This is a genomic window from Brachyspira sp. SAP_772, assembly GCF_009755885.1.
Classification (GTDB): Bacteria; Spirochaetota; Brachyspiria; order Brachyspirales; family Brachyspiraceae; genus Brachyspira.
Genome location: NZ_VYIX01000202.1, coordinates 1 through 676, shown reverse-complemented (window position 1 = coordinate 676; position 676 = coordinate 1). Strand labels below are relative to the sequence as shown.

1 protein-coding gene is annotated in these 676 nt (G+C 20.8%); it reads left to right on the top strand.

Annotated elements, in window-relative coordinates; all coding sequences use genetic code 11:
- Window positions 1-124 precede the first annotated feature (124 nt).
- On the top strand, window positions 125-535 hold the full coding sequence (locus tag GQX97_RS13545) for an META domain-containing protein (protein ID WP_157152310.1): 411 nt from the start codon (window positions 125-127) through the stop codon (window positions 533-535).
- Window positions 536-676: the final 141 nt, after the last annotated feature.

The following is a 676-nucleotide window of genomic DNA, read 5'->3' as shown; positions in this document are numbered from 1 at the left end:
TTGTATTAAGTCCCTTATCTGTTTTGGTAAGGGACTTTTTATTTTTAAATAAATCTTATTATAAAAAATAAATATACTAATACCGATAATTATAGTAATAAATTTAAATATATTTTGGAAGTTTATGAAAAGATTATCAATTTTATTTTTTATGTTATTTTTAATATGTTCATGTTCTACTATGGATAAAATTTCAGAAAATAATATAAYAGATAAAAAAAATGTATTAGAYGGCAGAAAGTTTAAATTGGTTAGTATATATCCAGATATGAATATTACAATAGAGTTTAATGATAATAAAATAAGCGGTTTTTCAGCARTTAATAGATATTCATCTTTATATGAAATAGATGGAGATATTTTTAATGTTTATAATTTAATAACAACATTAATGTCTGGACCTAAAGACAAAATGAAAGCAGAATATGAGTATTTAAATCTTTTAAAAGATGTAACCTCATATAAAATTGAAGGCAAAAAATTAACTTTATATACAGTGCTTTCTAGTAACTATTTAATTTTTGAAGAGATATGAAAAGAAATAATTTAAAAAATATACTTATAATATTATCTATTATATTCTTTATAATGTTTTCTTGTTCTTCTACAAAGAAGTCATTAGCCGTGTCATCTAGCACRCTTACAGGTAAAACTTATAAACTTACAAATATGTTTG